Source organism: Variovorax sp. GW821-FHT09D04 (assembly GCF_059416405.1).
This window is the reverse complement of sequence record NZ_JBWKPA010000003.1, coordinates 53,294-69,717: the sequence shown is the minus strand read 5'-3', so window position 1 is coordinate 69,717 and position 16,424 is coordinate 53,294. Positions and strand designations below refer to the sequence as shown.

Sequence of the window (16,424 nt, the reverse complement as noted above, 5' to 3'; positions counted from 1 at the left end):
ATTCAGGCGGAGGCGGGGTTCTTCTGGATGGCCGAAGCCAGGCCGCGGTCGCGGGCCGTGAGAAAGCCCTCGCTCAGGTGCGAGAGCTGGTGCGTGTCGAAGTGCGCGGCCAGCGCGGTGCGCAGGCCCTGCGCGTCGAGCGTGCGGTTGATCGAGCGCTTGATCAGCCGCAGCCCGAACGGCGGCGCCTTGGCGATCTGCTGCGCGAGCGCCAGTGCGGCGTCGGCCAGTTCGACATCGGGCACGACGCGGTTCACCATGCCGATCGCATGCGCCTCCTGCGCCGACAGCTTGCCGCCGGTGTAGAGCATTTCCTTGGCCTTGCGCGCGCCCATCACCCAGGGGTGGATCAGCACCTCGGTGGCCGCCGCGCCCAGCGTGTGGCCCACGGGGTCGCTGAAGAAGGCCGACTCGCCCGCGACCACCAGGTCGCACATGTTGGCGATCATGAAGCCGCCCGCCACGCAGGCGCCCTGCACCTGCGCGATGGTGGGCTTGGGAAAGTCCCAGATGCGCATCGAGTAGTCGAAGTAGCGCAGCTCTTCGTAGGCCCAGCGCTCTTCCACGGTGAAGTTCGCACGCTCGGCCTGCGCCTGCTTGAGGTCGTGGCCGGCCGAGAAGTGCGCGCCCTTGCCGCCAAGCACCACGGCGTTCACCGTGTCGTCGCGCGCGGCGTCGTCGAAGGCGGCCATGAGCTCGTCCAGCATCTGCTGGCTCTGGGCGTTGCGCTGGGCATCGCGGGCCAGCAGGATGCGGCGCACGGCGCCGTGGTGTTCGATTTCGAGGGTGTCGTACGCCATCGTGTGTCTCCGGGTCTGTGTCTGGGGCGGGGGCAGTTTAGACTTCGAAATTCCTGCATCCCAAACACTAGTTCCAATTTTTCCCACTATATGGACGAACCCAGAGAGACCGCCGGCGCCCAGAGCCTGCGGCGCGCCCTGCAGCTGCTGCGCCTGCTGGCGGAGCACCACGAGGAAGGCATCAAGCTCACCGAAGTGATCGCCGCTTCCGGGCTGGAGCGCTCCACCGTGCACCGCCTGCTCTCGTGCCTGGCCGAGGAACAGTTCGCCGAGCGCGACCCCGACGGCAAGGCCTACCGCCTGGGCATCGATGCCATGCAGCTGGGCTTTGCCTCGATGCGCCGCGTGCCGCTGGTGGACTCGTGCCGCGCGCTCATGCAAAAGCTCGCGCGCATGTCGGGCGACACCGTGTTCCTCGTGATCCGCCAGGGCGACTACTGCGTGTGCCTGCACCGCGAAGAGGGGCACTTTCCGGTGAAGGTGTTCACCACCGACGTCGGCGGGCGCCGCCTGCTCGGCCTGGGCGCGGGCGGGCTGGCGCTGATGGCCGCGCTCACCGATGCCGAGATCGACCGCATCCTCGAGCGCCACACCGCCGAGTACGCGCAGGCCGGCTTCACCCGCGAGCGCATGAAGCAGGCCGTGAAGCGCACGCGCGCGGCGGGCCATGCGGACATCGTGGACACGCTCACCGAAGGGGTGTCGGGCGTGGGGCGCACCTTCGCGGCGTCCGCCACCACGTTGGCCGCGATCAGCTTCGGCGCGATCACGCCGCGGCTGCCGCCGGCGCGCAAGAAGGAGATGGCGCAGTTGTTGAAGGCGCAGTTGCCGCGCAGCGAAGCGGCGAAGTAAACGGCGCGGGGGCCGAGTGCTCCTTCAGAGTTCGCCGTTTTCCTCGTGCCCCAGCTCGATCGCCGCCAGCCGCTTGCGCCCGGCCGAGCCGGCGGCTTCGATCACCATCGTGGCGATCAGGTCGCACACGCCCATCACGGCCGCGTGGTTGTCGAGCAGCCCCGGGCCGCGGCAGTCGCATTGCAGCGACCAGGTGGCGCCCGCAAAGTCGGGCGAGGCGCGGTCGCTGATGTAGACGATCTTCGCGCCGACGCGCTGCGCGCCCGCGAGCAGCGTGTCGAGCTGGCGGGTCTGGCGGCGCGTGCCGAACACGATCACGCAGTCGCGCTCGCCCAGCCCCGCCAGGTGCTCGGCCAGCGTCTCGCCGGGGCCCGGAATGGCGGTGACGCGCGGCACCACCTGGATGATCTGCCAGCGCAGGTACAGCGCGAACGCGTGGCTGCTGCGCGTGCCGAAGATCAGCACCTGCCCCGCGCCGATGATCGCCTTCACGATCTCGGCCATCTGCTTGTCGCTCAGGCGCTCGAAGGTGCTCGCCAGGTTGGCCTGCGACTGCTGGAAGTGCGTGGCCACGAGGTGGCCGCGCTTGGAGGCTTCGGTGGCGTTCTGGAACAGCGGCGAGCCGGTCTGCTTTTCTTCGCGCACCTGGCGCCGCGCCTCTTCGTAGTTCTCGTAGCCGATGCGCCGGATGAAGCGGCTCACCGTGGAGGGCGACACGCCCGCCAGCTCCGCCAGTTCGTTGCCCGCATAGCTGGCCAGCTCGCCGGGAAACTCCAGGACGAAATCGGCAAGCTGGCGTTCGGTCGCGGACAGCTGGTCGAGCTGGCTGCGAACGCGGCGGACGAAGGAATCGGCGGACATGGGTGGGCGGTGGGAAGCGGCGCACGATGATGCCATGCCGCCTGCGCGGCCTCGGGCAAGCGCAGGCATTGGACTAAAGTCCCATGACGCCCCCCACGCCACGCGTTACCTTGGGATCGCCACCTTCGGCGATCCCACCTCCCCCACCCTTCGCACACCGATGAGCGCCACCCCACCCACGACGCCCGCCGACCCCGTCTTTGCCGCGCGCATGGCCGCCTTGCGACGCAACTTTCCGTTCTCGCTGCTTGGCGTGATGCTCACAGCGGGGCTGGTGGTGGCGGCGCTGTGGGGCGCCGTTCCGCACGAGCAGTTGCTGGCCTGGGTCGGCGCCAACGCGGTGCTGACGGCAGCGCGCGCCTGGCAGGTCGCACGCTACCGGCATGCCGAGCACGACCCGGGCGCGCTGCGGCGCTGGCGGCGCGGCGCGATGGTCGGCGCGGTGCTCGGCGGGTTGTTGTGGGGGCTGCCGCTGGCGGGGTGGATGCTGCAGGTGTCGCTGCCGCAGCAGATGTTCATCGTGGTGGCGATGCTCACCATGGGCACGGGCGCGATCTATGCCTACTGCATCGACCTGGGGCTGCTCTACGGTTTCCAGGTGACGTACTTCGCGCCCGCGATCCTCGCGATGGCCACGCTCGACGACGTGCTGCTGCGCGTGATGTCGGCGGCCGGCGTGCTCTACCTGTTCGTCACGCTGGCCTTCGCGCAGCGCATGTACCGCACGCAGGTCGACTCGCTCGAGCTGCGTTTCGAAAACCTCTACCTGCTGCGCCAGCTGCGCCTGGAGAAAGACGCGGCCGAGCGCAGCGACCTCGCCAAGTCGCGCTTCCTTGCCGCGGCCAGCCACGACCTGCGCCAGCCGGTGCATGCGCTGAGCCTGTTCGTGGGCGTGCTGCGCGGGCAGGCGCTGCCGGCGGCGAGCCGGCATGTGGTCGACAGCATCGGCCGCGCCGCCGCGGCGATGGGGCTGCTGTTCGAAGGCCTGCTCAACATCTCGCGGCTCGACGCGGGCGTGGTGCGCGTGAAGGCGCGGCCGTTTGCGCTGGCGGGCCTGCTCGACCAGATCCAGCTGGAGTTCGCGCCGCAGGCGGCGGGCAAGGCGCTGTCGCTGCGCTTGCGCGCGGGCGATGCCGTGGTGCACTCCGACCCCGCGCTGCTCGACCGCGTGCTGCGCAACCTGGTGGAGAACGCGATCCGCTACACGGCGCGCGGCGGCGTGCTCATCGGCTGCCGCCGCGCGGGTGCCGACGCGCTGCGCATCGAGGTGTGGGACACCGGCCCCGGCATTCCGCCCACCGAGCAGGAGCAGGTGTTCTGGGAGTTCCACCAGCTCGGCAACCCCGAGCGCGACCGCACCAAGGGGCTGGGCCTGGGCCTGGCGATCGTGCGGCGCACGGCCGCGCTGCTGGGCCATCCGCTGGCGCTGCGCTCGCGCGTCGGCCGGGGCACGGTGTTCTCGGTGACGGTGCCGCTGGCGCGCCAGGCACTGCCCGCGCCCGAGGCACCGCCCGCGCCGCTGCCGGCCGACACCGGCCGCCTCGTGCTCGTGGCCGAGGACGACGGCGAAAGCCGCTTGGGCCTGCAGCTGCTGCTCGAAAGCTGGGGCCTGCGCGTGATCGCGGCCGAAGGCGGCGACGAGCTGCTGGCGCTGGCCGCGCGCCAGCCCGGCAAGCCGGCGCTCATCGTCAGCGACTACCGCCTGCGCGCGGGCGAGACCGGCATCGACGTGGTCGATCGCCTGCACGAGGAATACAACGACGACACCATTCCCGCGCTGATCGTGAGCGGCGACACCGATCCGCGCCGCCTGAGCGACGTGGCCGCGCGCGGCTGGCAGATGCTGCACAAGCCGGTGGACCCGGCGCAGCTGCAGGCGACGGTGTCGCAGCTGATCGCGCCCTAGAAGCCGCGCGCGGCCAAGCGATTCCCCTGCATCGGCTGCTGCTGCGTCGAGCAATGCACGGCGCCGCCGCCCAGCGAGATCGCGTCGATGGGCAGCAACTCGACGCGGCGGTCGGGGAACGCACGCGCGAACACCTCGCGCGCCTGTGCATCGCGCGGCACGCCGAAGGCGGTCGAGATCACCGCGCCGTTGACGAGGATGTAGTTCGAATAGAGGTCGCAGAAGCGCGCGCTGCCGTAGTTGTGCACGTCGCGCGGCACGGGCAGATCGAGGATCTCGAAGCGACGGCCGCACGCATCGGTCGCCAGTTCGAGCGCGCGGCGGTTCTCCTGCATCGCGCGAAAGTAGTCGCCCTGGTCGGGGTCGGCCGCATTGAAAAGAATGCGGGCCGGCGCCATGAACGACGCGATGCCGTCGATGTGGCCGTCGGTCTCTACCTCGGCCGCGTGGCCCGGCAGCCAGACGATCTTGTGCACGCCCAGCATGCGCCGCAGCTCGGCCTCGATCTCCGTTTTGCGCAGGCCAGGGTTTCGGTTCGGGTGCAGCAGGCAGCTCTCGGTGGTGAGCAGCGTGCCCTGCCCGTCCACGTAGAAGGCGCCGCCTTCGAGCACCATGTCCGAACGCACCAGCGGCACGCCGGCCAGCGCGGCGATGTCCGCGGCGGCGCGCTGGCAGCCGTCGTGCGGGTGGTACTTCTCGCCCCACGCGTTGAAGCGGAAGCCCACCGCGGTCTGGCTGACCTGGTGCTCATCGACGAGGAAGATCGGGCCGCAGTCGCGCAGCCAGTTGTCTTCGGCCGCGATGGGCACCACGCGCACCTGCGGGCCGCAGACCGCGCGGGCCGCGTCGGCCAGCGGCGCGTGCGCGGCCACGATGCAGCGCTGGTAGCGCGCGATGGTGCGCGCCAGCAGGCCGAACGCGCGGCAGACCGCGTCGTAGTGCGCGCCCCACAGGGCTTCGCGGTGGTCGAGCACCGGCCAGCCCAGCCAGGTGGCGGCCATCGGCTCCCATTCGGCGGGCATGCGCAGGCCGGCGCGGCGAGCGTCGAAATCGTTGGAAATCAAAGGGTCCTTCAGAAGAAATTGCAGGGACGCCCACTCTGACTTGAATTTCTTCGATGAAAAAGCGACATTTCTTGGCTGAATTCATCGACCCCATTCATATGTCCAACACCCGGCTGCCCTCTTTCAAGTTCCTCATCGGCTTCGAGGCGGCGGCGCGCCTGGGCAATTACTCGCGCGCAGCGGAAGAGCTGTTCGTCTCGCAGTCCGCCGTGAGCCACCAGATCTCGCAGCTGGAGCAGCAGGTCGGCCAGCCGCTGTTCCGGCGCAAGGGGCGCGGCGTGGAGCTGACGGTGGCAGGCAGCCTGCTGCTGGACAGCGTGGGCAAGTCGCTCGAGCACATCCGCAACGGGCTGGCCCGCATCGAGACCTACATGGACGACCGGCTCGTCACGCTGGTGTGCCCCGCGCCCGTGGCCAGCGGCTGGCTGCAGCCGCGGGTGGACCGGCTGCTGCAGGCGCATCCGGACCTGTGCCCGATCATCTCGGTCGACGAGAGCGCGCGCTTCATCGACGAGCTCGACGTGGACATCGCCATCACCCGCGCGCCGCTGCGGCAAGAGGGCGTGTTCGAGGTGCCGCTGCTCACCGACGAACTCGTGGCCGTCGGCCCGCCCACGCAGAAAGAGGAAGACAACCTCGGCCTGCTGTGCCTCGAAGAAGACCTCACGAGCGACCGCATCGGCCCCTTCATCCGCGCGCATTTCGGCGGCCTGCGCAAGGCCGCGATCTACGACGACCCGCGCCTGGTGCTCGACGCGGCCTTGCGCGGCCGGGGCATCGCGCTGGTGTCGCGCCTGCTGGCCGACGACGCCTTGCGCAGCGGGCAATTGCGGCGGTTGCCGGACAGCCCGAGCCTGCCGCTGGGCACCCTCTGGATCGCGTGCGCCGAGGGCCCCTCACGCCTGCCGCTGGTGCGGGAGGTGTTCGACAGCCTGCGGCTGTTTGCGCAGGAAGATGCTTGCGATATGAGCCAGATCGATCAATCCCTTTAAAAGACATCAATTGTGTAGATAGATAGGCGTCGACAGAATCCGGGGCTTCCTAGAACTTAGCAATAACCCTGATTCCAATGACAACGCGACGCACTCTCCTGGGCCTGGGCGGCCTCGGCCTTTTCGGTGGACTCGTGACCGCCTGTGGCGGCGGCGGTGGTGGGAGCGGCAGCGGCATGCTGCCGCCCTTCCCCGTGCCCATGCCGACCCCTTCGCCGGCACCGGCCCCGGCACCTGCGTCCGGCTGGCGCATGCCCGACGAAGGCGACGCCCACCGCGCCGTGTGGATGGCCTTCGCGGCGCGCGAGTCCATCTGGACCGCCGAGATGCGCCAGCCGGTGTTCCAAGCGCTGGCGCGCATCGCCAATGCCATCAGCGTCTACGAACCGGTCAAGATGCTGGTGAACCCCGCGGATATTTCCACGGCCCGCCAACTGTGCGGCTCCAACGTGCACCTGATCGAACACGCCATCGACGACCTCTGGATGCGCGACACCGGCTGCGTCTTCGTGCGCAACGCCCGTGGCGAGCGCGCCGCCGTGAACTTCAACTTCAACGGCTGGGGCAACCAGCAGGCCCATGCGCGCGACGCCACGGTGGCCGCGCGCATGGCCGAACTCACGGGCGTGCCGCTGCTGCGCAGCAGCCTCGTGATGGAAGGCGGCGGCATCGAGGTCGATGGGCAGGGCACGGCGATCATCACGGAGAGCTGCGTACTCAACAAGAACCGCAACCCGGGCGTCAGCAAGGCCGACGCGGAGGCCGAGCTCAAGCGCATGCTGGGGCTGGACAAGATCATCTGGCTGCCAGGCATCGCGGGCCGCGACATCACCGACGGCCACACCGACTTCTACGCGCGCTTTCTCAAGCCCGGCGTGGTCGTGGCGGCACTGGACACCGACCCGAAATCGTACGACCACGCCGTGACACACCGCCACCTGGAACTGCTGACCGGCGCCACCGACGCGCGCGGGCGCCCCCTGCAGATCGTCACGCTGAAGACGCCGAGCCAGGTGCGCCCCACCTTTGCGCGCAAGGAGTTCGCGGCCGGCTACGTCAACTTCTTCCTCACCGACAAGGCGGTGTTCCTGCCCGAGTTCGGCGACGCCGTGGCCGACAGCGCGGCCCGCGCGGCGCTGGCCGCGCACCTGCCCAGCCACCAGATCGTGCAGCTGGACATCGACGCCATCGCCGCGGGCGGCGGCGGCATCCACTGCACGACGCAACAGGAACCGGCGTGATGCCGCGCCCGCTCCCCTGATTCCGGAGACCGACATGCACCTTCCCCTGACCCGCCGCCGCCTGCTGCACGGCATGGGCCTCGCGCCCCTGGCTTCGTTGGGCCTGGTCGCCACGGCCACCGCCGCGGCGCCCGACACCTGGCACATGCCCGACGAGGGCGACGCGCACCGCGCCACCTGGATGTCCTTCGGCCCCAGCGAACGCGTCTGGGGGCGGCGCCTGCTGAAGCCGGCGCGCGAGCACCTGGCACAGATCGCCCGCACCATCGCCGCCTTCGAGCTCGTGCACCTGCTGGTGCGCGAGCAGGAGCACGACCTGGCTGCGCGGCTGTGCGGCAACCGCGTGACGCTCGAGGTGCAGCCGGTGGACGACCTGTGGATGCGCGACACCGGCCCCGTGTTCGTGCGCAACGGCGCGGGCGAATGGGCCGGCATCGATTTCAACTTCAACGGCTGGGGCAACAAGCAGTCGCATGCGCGCGATGCCGAGGTGGCCGAGTACGTGACCGACGCCGCCGAGGTGCAGCGCCTGCGCACGCGGCTCGTGCTCGAAGGCGGCGGCATCGAGGTCGACGGTGCGGGCACGGCGATCATCACCGAGAGCTGCGTGCTCAACGCCAACCGCAACCCCGGCCTGCGCAAGGAGGCCTGCGAAGCCGAGCTGAAGCGCCTGCTGGGCCTGCGCAAGATCATCTGGCTGCCGGGCATCGCGGGCCGCGACATCACCGATGGCCACACCGATTTCTATGCGCGCTTTGCCGCACCGGGCGTGGTGGTCGCGGGCCTGGACGACGACCCCGACTCCTACGACCACGCCGTGACCCGGCGCCACCTCGAGATCCTGCGCCAGGCCACCGATGCACGCGGGCAGCGCCTGCGCGTGGAAGTGCTGCGCGGCCCGGAGACGGTGCGCAGCACCTTCGAGTCGGACGAATTCGCGGCGGGTTACATCAACTTCTATGTCTGCAACGGCGCCGTCATTGCGCCGCAGTTCGGCGATGCACGCGCCGACGGCAACGCCCGTGCGCTGCTGCGCGAGCTGTTCCCCAAACGCGAGATCGTCCAGCTCGACATCGACGCCATTGCCGCGGGCGGCGGCGGCATCCACTGCACGACGCAGCAGCAGCCGCGCTGATGCGTTGGCCTTAGCGCGGGCGACCGAGCATCCCCGCGCGCCGCGCCGCGATCACGGCTTGCGTGCGGCTGGTCACGCCGAGCGCGCCGAAGATCGCCGAGATGTGCGCCTTGATCGTCTTCTCGCTGGTGGCCAGGCGCAGCGCGATCTCGGCGTTGCGCAGCCCTTCGCACAACAGCTGCAGCACCTCGGCCTGCCGCGCCGTGAGCGTGCTCAGCACGTCGGTGGGCGTCGACAGCACGGGCAGCGACGCACCGCCCGCCGGCGAGGCCTGCACCACGTTCTGCTCGCCCGCCATGACGCGGCGCAGCGCGTCCATGAGCTGCTGGCTGTCGGCCGACTTGTGCACGAAGCCCTGCGCGCCGGCGTCGAGCGCGGTGTCGATGTCCTGCGGGTCTTCGGAGGCCGACAGCACCAGGATGCGCAAGCCGCCGCGCCGCCGGTGCAGCTCGGCCAGCAACGCCGCGCCGCCGAGGTCGGGCAGGTAATAGTCGGTCATCACCGCGTCGAGCTGGGGCAAGGTGGCGAGCGCCTCGAGCGCTTCGGCGCCGTTGCGGGCCGTGGCGACGGTCATCGTCGGCTCGGCTTCGCGCAGCGCGAGGAACAGGCCTTCGCGAAACATCGCGTGGTCGTCGATCAACAGGATGGTGGCGGGCATCCTTCGATTCTGGCCGCAACCCACATCGAACCCCACGGTTCCCCGTGGGTGCCGGAGGAAACCCGCCGGGTATCGCCCTCAGCGGTCCGCGGGCGGACGGCGCGCCGCCGCCGTGCGCGAGCCCGGCCGGGGCGGCATGCGCGATGCCGCACGACGGTGACGCAGCACGCGCGACCCTCGGCGCCCTTGCAGTGCCGACGGCGGTGTCTGCCGGTGGGCCTCGAAGCGCGCTTCCTTCTGCTTCAGGTAGTGCATGAGCACGTGCGACACCATGTTCAGCCCGAGGGTGCCGAACGCCGCCGGAAAGATGTACAGCGCGATCGACAGCTCCGACGAAAAGACGAGGTCGTCCGCCAGCGAAGGCGTGGCCTGCGCCAGCCGCGCCAGCGCGCGCAGCAGGAAGATGTCCGCGCCCGCCAGCGCGATCAGCAGCAGGCCGAAGGCCAGCACGGTGGTCTTGGAGAACTCGCGCCGCACGAACAGCGTGACGAAGATCGCGGCAGGCAGCACCAGCGAGCACAACACCAGCCCCCAGAAGCGGACCTCGGTGAATATCGTCGCGTCTGAAAGCAGGTGCATGGGCAGAGCGTTGAAGGACGGGCGCAGGGTCGGCCGCTCCGAAGGCGCATTGGGCCATGGGCCGCGCGTTGCAATTTGTCCGCTGGGTGAAGCATCGGTAAAGCCCCCGAGGTGCGTCCACGGCAGGGGAAACCCGTGGGGCCCGACCCCGGGGACGCTGGCCACAATGCCGGTGCGCGCATCGGCGCTTCGGCGCCCCCCAACATCCAACGACAAGAAGGACCAGATGCCATGGCGGAATTCGACTACGTGATCGTGGGCGGCGGCTCGGGCGGCGCCACGCTGGCCTCGCGCCTGAGCGAGGACCCGTCGGTGACGGTCTGCCTCATCGAGGCCGGCGGCGACGGACGCGGCATCCTCGTGCGGGCGCCGGCCGCCGTGGTGGCGATGCTGCCGGGCCGCCCGCGCATCAACAACTACGCCTACCAGACCGTGCCGCAGCCCGGCCTGAACGGGCGGCGCGGCTACCAGCCGCGCGGGCGCTGCCTGGGCGGCTCCAGCGCGATCAACGCCATGCTCTACGTGCGCGGCCACCGCGAGGACTACGACGACTGGGCGCGCGCGGGCTGCGCCGGCTGGAGCTTCGACGAGGTGCTGCCGCACTTCCTGCGCGCCGAAGGCAACCAGCGCGGCGCCAGCGCGCTGCATGGCGCCGACGGCCCGCTGCAGGTGTCGGAGCAGCAAAGCCCGCGCGCCATCACCGAGGCCTTCGTGCGCGCTGCCACCGAATGCGGCATTGCGCGCAACGACGACTTCAACGGCCCCGAGCAGGAAGGCGCGGGGCTCTACCAGGTGACGCAATTCCACGGCGGTGCGAAGAACGGCGAGCGCTGCTCGGCCGCCGCGGCCTACCTGCACCCGGTGATGGACCAGCGCACCAACCTCTCGGTGATGACCGGCACGCAGGCCCTGCGCGTGGTGCTCGAAGACCGGCGCGCGGTGGGCGTCGAGGTGCGGCGCGGCGGCAACGTCGAAACCATTCGCGCGCGCCGCGAGGTGGCGCTGTGCGGCGGCGCCTTCAACTCGCCGCAGCTGCTGATGCTCTCGGGCATCGGTGACCCCGACGAACTCGCGCGTCACGGCATCGCCGTGCGGCATGCGCTGCGCGGCGTGGGGCAGAACCTGCAGGACCACTGCGACTTCATCATCGCCTACAAGTCCAAGCAGACCGACATGTTCGGCATCGGCCCGGTCGGCGGGCTGCACTTGCTGAAGGCCATCGGCCAGTGGCGCCGCGACGGCACGGGCCTGGTCGCCACGCCCTTTGCAGAAGGCGGCGCCTTCATCAAGTCGTCGCCCGAGCTGCGCCGGCCCGACCTGCAGCTGCACTTCGTGATCGCGATCACCGACGACCATGCGCGCAAGCTGCACGCGGGCTTCGGCTTCTCGTGCCATGTGTGCGTGCTGCGCCCCAAGGGCCGGGGCGATGTGCGCCTGAACGACGCCAGCCCCGACTCGGCGCCGCGCATCGACCCGCGCTTCCTGGCCGACCCGGAAGACATGGCGCTGCTGCTGCAGGGCGTGAAGAAGACGCGCGAGATCATGCGCGCGCCCGCGCTCGAAAAATACCGCCACCGCGAGGTCTACACCGCCGACGCCCACACCGATGCGCAACTCGAAGCGCACATCCGCGCGCGCGCCGACACCATCTACCACCCGGTGGGCACCTGCAAGATGGGCGTGGATGCGATGGCGGTGGTCGACCCGCAGCTGCGCGTGCACGGCATCGCGGGCCTGCGCGTGGTCGATGCCTCGGTGATGCCGACGCTGATCGGCGGCAACACCAACGCGCCGACGATCATGATCGCGGAGCGCGCGGCCGGCTGGATGCGCGGGCCGGCCTCCTTCGCGGAATCCGCTACGGCAGTGCCGTCGATGAGCCTCGCACCATGAGTTCGCCGGGCAGCAAGAGCTGACGCGGCGCCGCGTCGAGCCCGCGCAGGCGCTCGATGAGGCAGGTGGCGGCGGCGCGGCCGATCTCGTCGGTCGGCTGCGCCACGGTGCTCAGGCCCGGCCCGATGAGCGAGGCCCATTCGGGATCGTCGAAGCCCACGAAGCCCAGGTCGGCGCCGAAGCGCCAGTCCAGCCGCGCCATGGCCTGCGCTACGCGCAGCGTGACCACGGCATTGCCCGCGACCACCGCCGCGCGCCGGCCCCGTTTGGCCCGCTGGCGCAGCGCGCGCAAGGCCTCGTCGAGCGCGTCGTTCTCGCCCTCGACCGATTCGAAGACCTCGCCCGCCACGCGCGGCTCGTGCGCGGCCACGCAGGCCCCGAAGGCGGCCGTGCGCTCGCGCCGCGAGCTCACGCCCTTCTGCGGCTCGGTGACGTACAGCAGCTCGCGGTAGCCGCCCTCGACCAGGTGGCCGCAGGTGTCGCGCATGGCGGCGTGGTTGTCGAGCGAGACGAAGTCGGTGTGCATGCCCGTGTGACGGCGGTCGACCAGCACGGCGGGCTTGCCGTGCAGCGTGACCGCATCGACCACGTTGCTGCCGCGCCCCAGCGTGTTGAGGATGAAGCCGTCGACCTGGTAGCCCGCGAGCGCATTGATGGCCTCGCGCTCGCGTTCGCTCTCGTTGCCCAGGTTGAACAGCATCACGAGGTAGCCGGCGTCCTGGCAGGCCTTCTCGGCGCCGCGCAGCACGGCCACCGAGTACGGGTTGGTGATGTCGGCCACGATCAGGCCGATGAGCCGCGAGCGGCCGTGGCTCAGCGCCTGCGCCATCGGGCTGGGCGAGTACGCCAGCTTGGCGATGGCGGCCTCGACGCGCGCGGCGATGTCGGGACTCAGCAGGCGCTCGCGGTGGTTCAAAAAGCGCGAGACGGTGGCCTTGGAGACGCCCGCGGCTTCGGCGACGTCGGCGATGGTGGCGCGGCCTGTGGGCTTCATGTCAGGCGGCGGCGGTGTCGTAGGGTGCCGTGGGCTTCTGGCCGGCCAGCACCTGCAGCAGATTGGTCGTGGCCAGCTCGGCCATCGCGTGGCGCGTCTCGTGCGTGGCCGAACCGATGTGCGGCAGCGGCGTGACGCGCGAGTGCGTGCGCAGCGGCGAGTCGGCCGGCAGCGGCTCTTTCGCGAACACGTCGAGGCCGGCGGCGCGCAAGGTGCCGTGGTCGAGCGCGTCGAGCAGCGCGGCTTCGTTCACGGTGGCACCACGGCCGCCGTTGATGAACGACGCGCCCGGCTTCATGCGCGCGAAGAAGGCGGCGTCGATCATGCCGCGCGTGGCGTCGGTCAGCGGCAGCATCGCGAGCACGATGTCGGCGCGCGCGAGCAGGTCGTCCAGCGGCGTGTGCGTGGCGCGGCCTTGCAGCTCGGGCGCCTGCGCGGCCAGGTCGACCGGGCGGCGCGCGTGGTAGAGCACCGGCATGCCGAAGCCCAGCGCGGCGCGGCGCGCCACGGCCTGGCCGATGCGGCCGAAACCGAGGATGCCCAGCGTCTTGCCGTGCACGTCGGTGCCGAAGAATTCTTCGCCGATGTTCTTCGTCCAGCGGCCTTCGCGCACCATCGTCGACAGCTCGACCACGCGCCGCTGCGTGGCCATGAGGATCGCGAACACCGTGTCGGCCACCGTCTCGGTGAGCACGTCGGGCGTGTGGCACAGCACGATGCCGCGCTTGTGCAGTTCGGCCAGCGGGTAGTTGTCGACGCCGACCGACACGCTCGAAATCACTTCGAGCTGCGGCGCCGCATCCAGCAGCGCAGCGTCGACGTTGTAGCTCGAACCGATCAGCCCGTGTGCAGTGGCAAGCGCGGCGGCAAAGGCCTCGGGCGCCTTGCGCGGATCGGCCACGGTGACGTGGTGCGCGGCCTGCAGGCGCGCGAGCTGGTCGTCGGGCAGCGCCCGGAACACCAGCACATTCTTCTTGGTCATCACAGTCCCGCTTCTTCGAGTTGCGCCCGCGTCGGCAGGCCTTCGGTGTCGCCGAGCACCTGCACGGCGCGCGCGCCGATCCAGGCGCCGCGGCGCACCGCGTCGGGCACGCTGCGGCCTTCGAGCAGCGCGCTCACCACGCCGGCCGCAAAGCCGTCGCCCGCGCCCACGGTGTCGATCACTTCCTTCACCGGGAAGCCATCGACATGGCCGGTGCCGGCCAGGTCGCTGTCGTAGTAGGCGCCGGCCGCGCCGAGCTTGACGACGACCAGCTTCGCGCCGCGTTCGCGGTAGAACTTCGCCACGTCTTCGGGCTTGTCATGGCCGGTGAGCAGCAGGCCCTCTTCGATGCCGGGCAGCACCCAGTCGGCGCGCGAGGCGAGTTCGTTCACCCAGTGGCGCATCGTCTCGGTGGACGACCACAGCGTGGGGCGCAGGTTGGTGTCGAACGAGATGGTGCGGCCGGCCGCGCGCATCACGTCCATCGACTTGAGCGCGGCCTGCAGGCTGGTCTCGGAGATCGCGGCGAACACGCCGGTGGCGTGCAGGTGGCGCGCCGAGCGCAGCCAGGCTTCGTCGACATCGGCCGGGCCCATGTGGCTGGCGGCCGAGCCCTTGCGGTGGTATTCGATCGGCGGGTCGCTGCCGTCGGTGACGCGGCCCTTGAACTGGAAGCCGGTGCGCTGCGTCGCGTCGGTGATCACGTGCGAGCAGTCGATGCCTTCGGCGCGCATGGCGGCCAGCAGCGCGCGGCCCATGGAGTCGGTGCCCAGGCGGCTGGCCCAGCCGACCTTCAGGCCCAGGCGCGACAGGCCGATGGCCACGTTGGTCTCGGCGCCGGCGGTGCGCTTGTGGAAGGACTGGGCGTCTTCCAGCGGGCCGGGCCGGTCGGCCACGAGCAGCAGCATGGCTTCGCCGAACAGCGCGACGTCGAAGGCGGTGGGTTGCGTCATGTGTGTGTTCCTACGCCCGTGCGGCGCGGATGAAGTCGATCTGCGTGCGGGTGACGGCCAGCAGGTCGTCGCCCACCAGAGGGTATTCGATGGCGTGGGGCACGTCGGCCGGCAGTGCGCGCAGCACCGCGCGCCACGGCGCGACCGAGTCGCCCAGCGGCACCGCCACCCACTTGTGCGGCAGGCGCTGCGCGCCCTTGCAATGCACGTAGCGCACGCGGTGGCCGAGCGCCTGCGCGGCCTGCAGCGGGCACTCGCCGAGCCAGTGCCAGTTGCCCATGTCGAAGGTCATGCCCAGCGGCACGCCAGCGCGGTCGGCCACGTCGAAGAAGGTCTGCAGCGCGGCCAGCGTGCCGGCGCGCACGGTCTGGTCGTTCTCGATGAGCAGCTCGACGCGGGTTTCGGCCAGCGCCACCTTCAGGCCCCAGAGCGAGCCGTGCGACGAAGCCTGGAAATCGCCGATGGCCATCTTGAGCCGCTTCGCGCCCACGCGCGTGGCGGCGGCGATGCCGCGTTGCAGCGCAGCGCTGTCGAGCCAGCCGCCTTCGGCCCACAGGCCCTCGGGGCTGGAGTACACGGAAGCCAGGCCGTTGAGCGCAGGCAGTTCGGCCTCGGCGTCGCGCAGCATCTCGCCACGCACTTCCACCGAATCGGCACCGGCCGCGCGCGAGAGTTGCGAGCACCAGAGCTGGCCGTGCCGCCCCACCTCGGCCGCACCGAAGGACGACAGAGAAATCAGGACTTCGAAGGCCATCAGTGGGCTTGGTGCGAGCTGAGAATTTGCCCGAGGAACTGGCGCGTGCGCTCGTCCTTGGGGTTGCCGAAGAACTCCTGCGGCGGTGCCTGCTCGACGATCTTGCCGTCGGCCATGAAGATCACGCGGTCGGCCACGCTGCGGGCAAAGCCCATCTCGTGCGTCACGCACAGCATGGTCATGCCGTCTTCGGCCAGGCCGATCATGGTGTCGAGCACTTCCTTGACCATCTCGGGGTCGAGCGCGGAGGTGGGCTCGTCGAACAGCATGATCTTGGGCGACATGCACAGCGCGCGCGCAATGGCCACGCGCTGCTGCTGGCCGCCCGAGAGCTGGCTCGGGTACTTCTTCGCCTGCTCGGGAATGCGCACGCGCGTGAGGTACTTCATGGCCACCTCTTCCGCCTGCACCTTGGTCATGCCGCGCGAGCGCATCGGCGCCAGCGTGCAGTTCTCCAGGATGGTGAGGTGCGGGAACAGGTTGAACTGCTGGAACACCATGCCGACTTCGGCACGCACCGCGTCCACGTTCTTGCCGCCGGCCGTGAGGTCGATGCCGTCGACCACGATGCGGCCTTTTTGCACCGTCTCGAGCCGGTTGATGCAGCGGATGAGCGTGGACTTGCCCGAGCCCGAGGGCCCGCAGATCACGATGCGCTCGCCCTGGCGCACCGACAGGTCGATGCCGGTCAACACCTGGAATTCACCGTACCACTTGTTGACCGCTTCCATGCGGATGATCGATTCCGTCGTCATGCCAG

16 protein-coding genes are annotated in these 16,424 nt (G+C 70.3%); 6 read left to right on the top strand and 10 right to left on the bottom strand.

Annotated features, from left to right (window positions below):
* Positions 1-2 precede the first annotated feature (2 nt).
* Complete coding sequence (locus AC07O4_RS10710; RefSeq protein ID WP_492736116.1) at positions 3-800, bottom strand: enoyl-CoA hydratase; 798 nt, start codon at positions 798-800, stop codon at positions 3-5.
* A gap of 90 nt (positions 801-890) precedes the next feature.
* Here AC07O4_RS10710 and AC07O4_RS10705 point away from each other — a divergent pair, with 90 nt between their 5' ends.
* Positions 891-1,652, top strand: coding sequence for an IclR family transcriptional regulator (locus AC07O4_RS10705; RefSeq protein WP_139703130.1), 762 nt, complete (start codon positions 891-893; stop codon positions 1,650-1,652).
* A gap of 24 nt (positions 1,653-1,676) precedes the next feature.
* Here the strand turns inward: AC07O4_RS10705 and AC07O4_RS10700 are convergent, their stop codons facing one another.
* The gene (locus tag AC07O4_RS10700; protein ID WP_062480494.1) at positions 1,677-2,513 is read right to left on the bottom strand and encodes a MurR/RpiR family transcriptional regulator; all 837 of its coding nucleotides are present in this window, start codon (positions 2,511-2,513) and stop codon (positions 1,677-1,679) included.
* A gap of 160 nt (positions 2,514-2,673) precedes the next feature.
* Here AC07O4_RS10700 and AC07O4_RS10695 point away from each other — a divergent pair, with 160 nt between their 5' ends.
* Positions 2,674-4,419 carry an ATP-binding response regulator gene (locus tag AC07O4_RS10695; RefSeq protein WP_495304503.1) on the top strand — a complete coding sequence of 582 codons (1,746 nt, stop codon included), beginning with the start codon at positions 2,674-2,676 and terminating at the stop codon, positions 4,417-4,419.
* On the opposite strand, the gene AC07O4_RS10690 is transcribed toward AC07O4_RS10695, so the two are convergent.
* Positions 4,416-5,483, bottom strand: coding sequence for an agmatine deiminase family protein (locus AC07O4_RS10690; RefSeq protein ID WP_495304502.1), 1,068 nt, complete (start codon positions 5,481-5,483; stop codon positions 4,416-4,418). The genes AC07O4_RS10695 and AC07O4_RS10690 overlap by 4 nt on opposite strands.
* Before the next feature lie 98 nt (positions 5,484-5,581).
* Here AC07O4_RS10690 and AC07O4_RS10685 point away from each other — a divergent pair, with 98 nt between their 5' ends.
* The 3 genes from AC07O4_RS10685 (at position 5,582) to AC07O4_RS10675 (ending at position 8,851) form a co-directional block, all read left to right on the top strand.
* Positions 5,582-6,475 (top strand): LysR family transcriptional regulator, encoded by an 894-nt coding sequence (locus tag AC07O4_RS10685; protein ID WP_495304501.1) that lies wholly within the window; start codon positions 5,582-5,584, stop codon positions 6,473-6,475.
* Between the two features lie 77 nt (positions 6,476-6,552).
* Positions 6,553-7,716 carry an agmatine deiminase family protein gene (locus tag AC07O4_RS10680; RefSeq protein ID WP_495304500.1) on the top strand — a complete coding sequence of 388 codons (1,164 nt, stop codon included), beginning with the start codon at positions 6,553-6,555 and terminating at the stop codon, positions 7,714-7,716.
* Positions 7,717-7,750: 34 nt separating this feature from the next.
* Entirely contained in the window at positions 7,751-8,851 is a 1,101-nt protein-coding gene (locus AC07O4_RS10675; protein ID WP_495304499.1) for an agmatine deiminase family protein, read from the top strand.
* A 10-nt stretch (positions 8,852-8,861) separates the two neighbouring features.
* On the opposite strand, the gene AC07O4_RS10670 is transcribed toward AC07O4_RS10675, so the two are convergent.
* Both AC07O4_RS10670 and AC07O4_RS10665 read right to left on the bottom strand, forming a co-directional pair.
* A complete protein-coding gene (locus AC07O4_RS10670) occupies positions 8,862-9,509 on the bottom strand; it encodes a response regulator (protein ID WP_492695376.1) in 648 nt (215 codons plus the stop codon).
* Between the two features lie 78 nt (positions 9,510-9,587).
* Positions 9,588-10,088: a hypothetical protein gene (locus AC07O4_RS10665; protein ID WP_495304498.1), complete on the bottom strand. Its 501-nt coding sequence runs from the start codon at positions 10,086-10,088 to the stop codon at positions 9,588-9,590.
* 231 nt (positions 10,089-10,319) lie between these two features.
* Here AC07O4_RS10665 and AC07O4_RS10660 point away from each other — a divergent pair, with 231 nt between their 5' ends.
* Positions 10,320-11,981 carry a GMC family oxidoreductase gene (locus tag AC07O4_RS10660; protein ID WP_495304497.1) on the top strand — a complete coding sequence of 554 codons (1,662 nt, stop codon included), beginning with the start codon at positions 10,320-10,322 and terminating at the stop codon, positions 11,979-11,981.
* Here the strand turns inward: AC07O4_RS10660 and AC07O4_RS10655 are convergent.
* Genes AC07O4_RS10655 through AC07O4_RS10635 form a run of 5 tightly spaced genes read right to left on the bottom strand, consistent with a single transcriptional unit; the run spans position 11,947 to position 16,419 of the window.
* Positions 11,947-12,975, bottom strand: coding sequence for a LacI family DNA-binding transcriptional regulator (locus AC07O4_RS10655; protein WP_062474737.1), 1,029 nt, complete (start codon positions 12,973-12,975; stop codon positions 11,947-11,949). The two genes, AC07O4_RS10660 and AC07O4_RS10655, sit on opposite strands and share 35 nt — an antisense overlap.
* Position 12,976: 1 nt before the next feature.
* A complete protein-coding gene (locus AC07O4_RS10650; RefSeq protein WP_495304496.1) occupies positions 12,977-13,957 on the bottom strand; it encodes a 2-hydroxyacid dehydrogenase in 981 nt (326 codons plus the stop codon).
* Complete coding sequence (locus AC07O4_RS10645) at positions 13,957-14,910, bottom strand: sugar kinase (protein ID WP_495299402.1); 954 nt, start codon at positions 14,908-14,910, stop codon at positions 13,957-13,959. Before AC07O4_RS10645 ends, AC07O4_RS10650 begins: the two co-directional genes overlap by 1 nt.
* 10 nt (positions 14,911-14,920) lie before the next feature.
* Positions 14,921-15,664, bottom strand: coding sequence for a sugar phosphate isomerase/epimerase family protein (locus AC07O4_RS10640; RefSeq protein WP_495304495.1), 744 nt, complete (start codon positions 15,662-15,664; stop codon positions 14,921-14,923).
* The gene (locus tag AC07O4_RS10635) at positions 15,664-16,419 is read right to left on the bottom strand and encodes an amino acid ABC transporter ATP-binding protein (RefSeq protein ID WP_495304494.1); all 756 of its coding nucleotides are present in this window, start codon (positions 16,417-16,419) and stop codon (positions 15,664-15,666) included. Before AC07O4_RS10635 ends, AC07O4_RS10640 begins: the two co-directional genes overlap by 1 nt.
* Positions 16,420-16,424: the final 5 nt, after the last annotated feature.

Excerpts from the sequence above, each read along its gene's own strand:
- AC07O4_RS10640 (WP_495304495.1), bottom strand. The coding sequence starts at position 15,664 with ATGGCCTTCGAAGTCCTGATTTCTCTGTCGTCCTTCGGTGCGGCCGAG.
- AC07O4_RS10705 (WP_139703130.1), top strand. The coding sequence starts at position 891 with ATGGACGAACCCAGAGAGACCGCCGGCGCCCAGAGCCTGCGGCGCGCC.
- AC07O4_RS10685 (WP_495304501.1), top strand. The coding sequence starts at position 5,582 with ATGTCCAACACCCGGCTGCCCTCTTTCAAGTTCCTCATCGGCTTCGAG.
- AC07O4_RS10660 (WP_495304497.1), top strand. The coding sequence starts at position 10,320 with ATGGCGGAATTCGACTACGTGATCGTGGGCGGCGGCTCGGGCGGCGCC.
- AC07O4_RS10700 (WP_062480494.1), bottom strand. The coding sequence starts at position 2,513 with ATGTCCGCCGATTCCTTCGTCCGCCGCGTTCGCAGCCAGCTCGACCAG.
- AC07O4_RS10650 (WP_495304496.1), bottom strand. The coding sequence starts at position 13,957 with ATGACCAAGAAGAATGTGCTGGTGTTCCGGGCGCTGCCCGACGACCAG.
- AC07O4_RS10680 (WP_495304500.1), top strand. The coding sequence starts at position 6,553 with ATGACAACGCGACGCACTCTCCTGGGCCTGGGCGGCCTCGGCCTTTTC.
- AC07O4_RS10635 (WP_495304494.1), bottom strand. The coding sequence starts at position 16,419 with ATGACGACGGAATCGATCATCCGCATGGAAGCGGTCAACAAGTGGTAC.
- AC07O4_RS10670 (WP_492695376.1), bottom strand. The coding sequence starts at position 9,509 with ATGCCCGCCACCATCCTGTTGATCGACGACCACGCGATGTTTCGCGAA.
- AC07O4_RS10695 (WP_495304503.1), top strand. The coding sequence starts at position 2,674 with ATGAGCGCCACCCCACCCACGACGCCCGCCGACCCCGTCTTTGCCGCG.
- AC07O4_RS10665 (WP_495304498.1), bottom strand. The coding sequence starts at position 10,088 with ATGCACCTGCTTTCAGACGCGACGATATTCACCGAGGTCCGCTTCTGG.
- AC07O4_RS10655 (WP_062474737.1), bottom strand. The coding sequence starts at position 12,975 with ATGAAGCCCACAGGCCGCGCCACCATCGCCGACGTCGCCGAAGCCGCG.
- AC07O4_RS10645 (WP_495299402.1), bottom strand. The coding sequence starts at position 14,910 with ATGACGCAACCCACCGCCTTCGACGTCGCGCTGTTCGGCGAAGCCATG.
- AC07O4_RS10710 (WP_492736116.1), bottom strand. The coding sequence starts at position 800 with ATGGCGTACGACACCCTCGAAATCGAACACCACGGCGCCGTGCGCCGC.
- AC07O4_RS10675 (WP_495304499.1), top strand. The coding sequence starts at position 7,751 with ATGCACCTTCCCCTGACCCGCCGCCGCCTGCTGCACGGCATGGGCCTC.